Genomic DNA, 6,854 nt, shown 5'->3' with positions numbered 1-6,854 from the left:
TATGTTTCAGCAGTTCCAGATAATGATCCAATGTTCTTAAAGTTTACTGCAAAAATCGAAAACTTATTTCAATTTGCACACAACTTTTGAGATTGATCCAAAAAAGCTTTGTCTTTGACACCTCTGAGTTGAAGTCTGAAGTTTTTGATTTTAGCATTGAAAGATTCTGCGGAAGCGTTGGTACTTCTTATTTCAAAATAATTGAGAATATCGTTATAATGGTTGGTGATGGTGTTTTTAAGTGTTGTAAAAGATTTAAAACCTGATTCTTCAACATCTTTAAACCAATGAGCCAGTTTGAGCATGGCAACAGATTTTGTAATATTTTGGTTGTAGATTTTTCTTAAACCGTCCGCTAAATTGTAGGCGAGTTCTAAATCGGGGTATTCTCGGAATAAAATTCCTGCTCTGAGTCTTTGGTTTTGTGTCCATTTTTCACAGCTTTTATACAAAAAATAACGGCTTCTTACCAAGAGTTGCTTTCGGGTATCGTTGTTTTCAAAAACTTCGATTTCGGGTTTTGTTTTCTTGTCTTTGGCTTGTTTTAGGATTTCATTTTCTAAATCAATCGCTTCCCATCGGTGTTTTATTCTGAGTTCTTGAACGGCTTCGATAGCGAGTTTCTGAACATGGAAACGGTCAATAACCTGCACTGCGTTTGGGAAACTTATTTTAGCAATCAGTTTCATAGAACCTGCCATATCCAGAGTCACTTCTTTTACTTTTTGCCTTAATTTTCTACCTATTTTCATAAGTTTTTCAATTACATTTTCGCTTTTTGTTCCTTTAATAATGGCAACAATACTCCCTTTTCTACCTCTTGCTGTTTTGGAGGTAAGTACGGTGTAAAGTTCTCCCTCGGATAAAGCGACTTCATCTAATGATAAATTTTCAGAACAATTTTCGGAAAATAGAATGTAATCTTCTGCATGGGGTTTCTGTTTCCAGTTTTTAAAATCACTTAACGATTTTTTGTATTGCCTTCGGAATTTTTTGCCATTTACCCCGTACATTTCGCCGATGGTTTCTAAAGGAAGGGCTTTAGTATCGGCTGATTTTTTTTAAGAACTCTGCAAAATCTTGTGTCATGCGAGTGCCTTTTGCGATGAGATTCCAGTCTCGTTGTAATATTTTTCCAGCTTTTGTGTCTGTCCATCTTCTACGTTGGATATGAAGTTTTACGGGTTTTCCTCGAAGCGGAAAATCATCCACCGTAATTTCTTCATGAAAGCCTTTGGATTGTAGATGAAGTGAGGAAAACTCTTTCGGAATGGTATTCTTTTCTTCAAAATAAATATGAAGCTGTCCTTCTTTTTCCTCAAATTTTACAATATCGAAATATGCCACTAAATATTCGGGCAGTAATAACTTTAATAATTCTGGACTTGTAAACACAAGACAAAACTAAGGATTATTAAACTTCTCCCCAACTTTTGTTACTGATCCACGGTAACAAGCGAAATGCTTTAAAAAAACTCTTAGGCAAAGGAGAAAAATCAAGAATGCATATTCCTATCTTCCAGGAGCATAACAACAGAATGGAATCATTATTGGGAAAAGAATATGCAAAAGGGACATTGACACGTTATAAACCTGTCTGAGCCACATCAAGGAATTTCTGAAATGGAAATTTAATATTTCTGATATTGAGATTATAGAAATAGACTACGTCTTCATTTATGACTTTGAGTTTTTCCTGTGAACAGAAAAATCTTGTGCTAATAATTCCGCAGTGAAGTAAGTCAAAAATTTCGGTAAAATTATTAGAATATGGTTGGCAAATAAATGGATGATTCATAATCCTTTTCAGGCTACAGTTCCAAATTTGTTGAGGTAAACAGAGGGGTTTGGGATGAAGAAGAATTATCACGTTTGCAGAATAAAGAATTGAAAATAGAACGAGTTGCTTTGGTTTGCGATGTATTTCTTTTCAGCTGTTATACAGGACTATCTTTTATTGATGCTTGGAATCTTACCAAAGACAATATAGGAGTCGGAATAGGCGGTAATAAATGGATTTTTACTGCACGGCAAAAAACAAAAATAGCTTCTCATCTACCTTTGCTCCCGGTTGCAGAAGATATCATTAAGAAATATGAAAAACATCTGATGTGTACTATTTCTGGAAAACTTCTTCCTGTGCTCAGTAATCAGAAAATGAATGCTTATCTTAAAGAGATTGCAGATTTATGTAAAATCACAAAAGAACTCACATTTCACATTGCAAGACACACATTTGCTACTACTGTTACTCTTTCCAATGGAGTTCCTATTGAAAGTGTCAGCAAAATGCTTGGACATAAAAGTATTAAGACCACTCAGCATTACGCAAAAATTTTAGATAAAAAAGTAAGTGAGGGTATGTTGACTTTGAAGAAAAAATTGGTGTAGAATTTTTAAGATTATTTCAAACTACTAATCGAAAATTAAATTAATATTTTTATTCATAATAAAAAATAGAATGTCATCATTAAATTTAATCTTTTTATAAATTAGCAGATAGAATTAAAACTTTTATGATAGTCTTTAAAATAAGGAACTGTTTTTTTATTTTTTACTTTTTTTTAGGAGCTATTTCCTGCCAAAAAAATAATTCTGCTATTAATGTAAATGAAAGATTACTGAGTAGCTTAGACAAAAAAATTAAACAAAAACAATATTACGAGAACAAGAAGAAAATAACAATCCAAAAACTGAAAGATAAGCTTAAAACCAATAAGAATTCAGATAGCGTTACCTATGATGTAAATTATCAGATAGCGGAAGAATATCTTGGATATCAATGTGATTCTGCATATCTATACTCGGACAGAAATAGACAAATAGCATTAAAAAACAATAATAACAGATGGCTACACAAAAATCTTCTTCAAAGATCTGTATTGCTTTCTACGACCGGACTTTTTGTAGAATCAAAAGAGATTTTAGATAGGATCAATCCCGAAAAACTTTCTTCAGACTTACGTTTTTCTTATAATTCTGCTTACGAATGCTTGTATTCCAATCTGCTGGATTATACCGGTGATAATAATACTCATGGAATTAGATATAAAAAAAATCTGGTTAATTATTACGATTATGCCTATAAAAGTTTGAAACCGGATAATCAGTTTTATTATCTCTTTCTGAGCCATAAAAACAGGATTAATAATCAATGGAAGCTTGCTAATGACAATATCGACCGGTTCCTGAAAACTACAAACCCCGGAACTAGGCTGTATGCGATAGGAAGCTATTGTAAAGCAGTAATAGAAGCAAAACTTGGGAATCAGGATTCGCAGGAAAGCTGCCTTATCTATTCTGCAATATCCGATATAGAGTCTTCTACGAAAGAAAACCGTTCTATGCAGGATCTTGCAAGCATTTTGTATAAAAAGGGTGAAACGGAAAGGGCTTACATCTACATCCAATCGGCTTTGCAGGATGCTAATTTTTATAATGCGCGTTTCAGAAGCATTCAGATCAGCAAGGTTCAGCCGATTATAGAGAATACTTATCTTCTTACGATCAATTCCCAAAACAACAAATTGCGCTGGTCTGTTTTTATCATCAGCATTTTATTGTTAGGACTGGCTATTACCTTGTTTTTTATCTATAAGCAGCTGAAAACAATCGCGTCTTCCAGGAATGAGCTATCGTTGATGAATACAGACCTCAAAATGATGAATGGCAAACTGAATGAAGCTAACCATATCAAGGAAGAATATGTTGCATTTTTCATTAATCAGTGTTCTATCTATCTGGAACGTTTTGAAAAATATAAAAAATTGATTTCCAAAAGATTATCTGCTGGCCAGGTGGATAAGTTGACTGAAATGATAAATAATAAAAAAAATGTTGAACTGGATTTGGATGAGCTTTATCTAAGCTTTGATAAAGCATTTTTGAGAATCTACCCAAACTTTGTAGAAGAAGTTAACAAACTGCTGAAACCGGAGGAAAGGTATGATGTTACAAATATACTGAAAACGGAGCTTAGAATTTTTGCATTAATACGACTTGGCATTGATGATGCGCAACAAATTTCTGACTTTTTAAGATATTCTTTAAGAACAATTTATAATTATAAGAGCAAATTGAAAACAAAATCGGTTGTTGGAAATGATGAATTCGAAGAAAAAATTATGATGATTGGCTCAATTTCTTATCATTAACATTTACTTTTTTAATTTGTTTTTTAAAACGTAATATTTTGTATTTCAATTAAATAAACTTCAAAATCCTCCTTTTTTATTTACCTAAATATCTTCAGCGACTGTTAAAGGCATTTTTTGTTATGTAATCGAGATATATTAGCAAAAGTTAATTAACATTCAGTTAAAAAACTGTTAATAATAACTTTAATCTCCCCTTATATTATGAAACAGCCTAACATTTTCAGACGTTTGTATTCTCTTATATTTCTACTTTTTCTATCCGGAATGTGCTATTGTCAAAATCCATATAAAGCACCTCTCTACTGGAATCCTTATGAATATCATATCACGCGAGAGATGGCTGGCGTTCAGGACAATTACCTTACAGAGCAGGCTTTATCCGATAATATCAATTGGCTTGAGCAAAACCTGAAATCCTATGGCTACAATATGGTGTGTATGGACGGATGGGGAGATACAAGCCAAATCAATGAAAACGGTTATAGAAAAAGCCATTCTTCTCATTGGCAGCACGATTATGCCTGGTGGTCCCAATATCTCCAGGGTAAAGGGATGACTTTCGGGATGTATGAGAATCCTCTTTGGCTGCACGTGGATGCTAATGATACCACAAAAAAGATTGTAGGGACTAATATTAATGTATCATCACTTCTAGATCCTAATGAAAATGCAATGTGGTTCCGATGGGTACAAGTTGACAGACCAGGTGCAGAAGAATATGTAAAAGGATATGTGAAATATTATGCGGATATGGGAATCAAATATCTGCGTGTAGATTTTCTCTCTTGGTTTGAAACCGGTTATGATAGAAACTTAGGAACTGTAGGTCCACAAAGAACAAGAGCTCAGTACGAAAAGGCTTTAAAATGGATGCGCGAAGCTTGTGATGCTAATGGAGTATATTTGAGTTTAGTAATGCCAAATCTTTTTAATACAGCAGAATTAGAAAAACAATATGGTCATCTTTTTAGAATTAATGAAGATGCTGGCGAAGGTACTTGGTATAAATTTAGTGATAAAGACAGAGGTCATCGTTTTAATACTTGGTCACAATATGCCAATGCATTTGATGGATTTATCTATTGGTCTCAGGTAACGGGAAGTAATAAAGTTCAATTAGATGGAGACTTTCTTAGAATCAATACTTTTGCGAACGATGCAGAGAAAAGAAGTGTGATCTCTCTCAATATCTTGGCAGGCGGTCCGGTTACTATTGCAGATCAATACAACACCATTGGCAACGATCTCTGGCTTTACCAAAATTCTGAATTGTTGGATCTGAATACTGCAAAATTTGTTGGAAAACCCCTTAGTAATGATCCTACAAATGCTAACAGCCAAACCTGGCGGGGACAGCTGAGCAACGGCGACTGGATCATCGGTTTTTTTAACAGAGAAACAACACCTCAGGTCCGTTCTATGAACTTTCTCAACCAGCTTGGTGTCACAGGACAAGTGATGGTAAGAGATCTTTGGCAGCATGCCAATCTGGGGAAAATGAGCGACATCTCGGTTACAGTTCCGCCACACGGATGTATCATCCTTAAATTAATTAGGAATTCTACGGAAAGCTGCAATGGGCAGACCATTAATTTCCCAACAATTCCCAATAAGAATGCTAGTGATTCAGCTTTTAGTCCGACAGCGACATCATCTGTGGGTCAGGTTATAACCTATGAAGTTAATTCCGGACCGGCAAAAATTGTAAATAATCAAATTCAACTGACAGGTGTGAATGGGATCGTGTTTGTACAGGCAAAACAAAGCGGTGGAAGTGGTTATTGTGCCGCCATACCTCAACTCCAAAGTTTCAATGTAACAGGTGGTCATTACTCTCAAATGTACGTTGGAGGAAATTTTAACAACTGGAGTATGAAAGCTATGACAATGGAGAACAATGTTTGGAAGATCAAAGACCAAGTTCTTCTTGCAGGAAATTATGAATTGAAATTTGCAAATACGAATAATTTCAGCGGTCAGGATTGGGGCAATGCTTCCGGCTTATCAGGAACCGCACAATCTACTACCGGCGGAGGAGCTAATGTCAGCTTTACAATATCCACATCAGGAACTTACAATATAGAATTCAATGATATCACTTTGCAATATAATATCCAGTTCGCACCAGCTCATCAGCAGGATATGTATGTCGGAGGAACATTCAGCAATTGGGCTTTGCAACAGATGAGTCTTCAGAATGATATCTGGACAAAGAGTAATGTTTCTTTCTCTGCCGGAGATCAAGAACTGAAATTTGCCAATACATCTAACTGGACAGGTGACGATTGGGGTAATGCTAACGGAGCTACAGGTTTTGCACAACTTACAACAGGTGGTGCGCCTAATATCAAATTCAATTTAGCATCATCAGGCAATTATAACATTCTTTTCAATGATATGACTTTGGGTTATCAGGTTTATAACGTTTTGGCTGTAAGTGATATCAACAAAAAATCTTTATCAATCTATCCTAATCCTGCGGATAAAAATATCTTTATCACATCTGATAACGAAATTATTAGAAGTTACGAAATATATGATATGACAGGAAAATTGATCGAATCTCAAAAAACAGATTGTAAACAATGTGAGATTAATGTTTCCAAAATGATAAAAGGGAATTATATTCTTAATGTAAATCTGGAGAACAGAATTGTAGGACAAAAAATTATAATCAAATAAATAAAAACCCCAATT

General features: G+C 34.6%; 6 protein-coding genes. 3 read left to right on the top strand and 3 right to left on the bottom strand.

What is annotated here, in order from left to right:
- Window positions 1-68: 68 nt before the first annotated feature.
- From DRF58_RS14675 to DRF58_RS18805, 3 genes are all read right to left on the bottom strand, one after another.
- The gene (locus DRF58_RS14675) at window positions 69-1,013 is read right to left on the bottom strand and encodes an ISAon1 family transposase (RefSeq protein WP_116036507.1); all 945 of its coding nucleotides are present in this window, start codon (window positions 1,011-1,013) and stop codon (window positions 69-71) included.
- Between the two features lie 28 nt (window positions 1,014-1,041).
- Complete coding sequence (locus DRF58_RS14670) at window positions 1,042-1,395, bottom strand: ISAon1 family transposase N-terminal region protein (RefSeq protein WP_116036506.1); 354 nt, start codon at window positions 1,393-1,395, stop codon at window positions 1,042-1,044.
- Between the two features lie 190 nt (window positions 1,396-1,585).
- Entirely contained in the window at window positions 1,586-1,798 is a 213-nt protein-coding gene (locus DRF58_RS18805; protein WP_245955489.1) for a hypothetical protein, read from the bottom strand.
- Window positions 1,799-1,872: 74 nt separating this feature from the next.
- Between DRF58_RS18805 and DRF58_RS18800 the strand changes: the two genes are divergently transcribed.
- The 3 genes from DRF58_RS18800 to DRF58_RS14655 all read left to right on the top strand — a co-directional run bounded on the left by DRF58_RS18800 (window position 1,873) and on the right by DRF58_RS14655 (window position 6,839).
- Window positions 1,873-2,391: a site-specific integrase gene (locus DRF58_RS18800; RefSeq protein WP_245955487.1), complete on the top strand. Its 519-nt coding sequence runs from the start codon at window positions 1,873-1,875 to the stop codon at window positions 2,389-2,391.
- A gap of 125 nt (window positions 2,392-2,516) precedes the next feature.
- On the top strand, window positions 2,517-4,154 hold the full coding sequence (locus DRF58_RS14660; RefSeq protein WP_116036504.1) for a DUF6377 domain-containing protein: 1,638 nt from the start codon (window positions 2,517-2,519) through the stop codon (window positions 4,152-4,154).
- Between the two features lie 204 nt (window positions 4,155-4,358).
- Window positions 4,359-6,839, top strand: a complete 2,481-nt coding sequence (locus tag DRF58_RS14655) for a T9SS type A sorting domain-containing protein (protein WP_123902421.1) — start codon at window positions 4,359-4,361, stop codon at window positions 6,837-6,839.
- Window positions 6,840-6,854: the final 15 nt, after the last annotated feature.

The sequence above is a fragment of the Epilithonimonas hispanica genome (assembly GCF_003385395.1).
Lineage (GTDB): Bacteria > Bacteroidota > Bacteroidia > Flavobacteriales > Weeksellaceae > Epilithonimonas > Epilithonimonas hispanica.
This window is presented reverse-complemented; position numbering and strand designations above follow the sequence as displayed.

Excerpts from the sequence above, each read along its gene's own strand:
- DRF58_RS14675 (WP_116036507.1), bottom strand. The coding sequence starts at position 1,013 with ATGTACGGGGTAAATGGCAAAAAATTCCGAAGGCAATACAAAAAATCG.
- DRF58_RS18805 (WP_245955489.1), bottom strand. The coding sequence starts at position 1,798 with ATGAATCATCCATTTATTTGCCAACCATATTCTAATAATTTTACCGAA.
- DRF58_RS14660 (WP_116036504.1), top strand. The coding sequence starts at position 2,517 with ATGATAGTCTTTAAAATAAGGAACTGTTTTTTTATTTTTTACTTTTTT.
- DRF58_RS14655 (WP_123902421.1), top strand. The coding sequence starts at position 4,359 with ATGAAACAGCCTAACATTTTCAGACGTTTGTATTCTCTTATATTTCTA.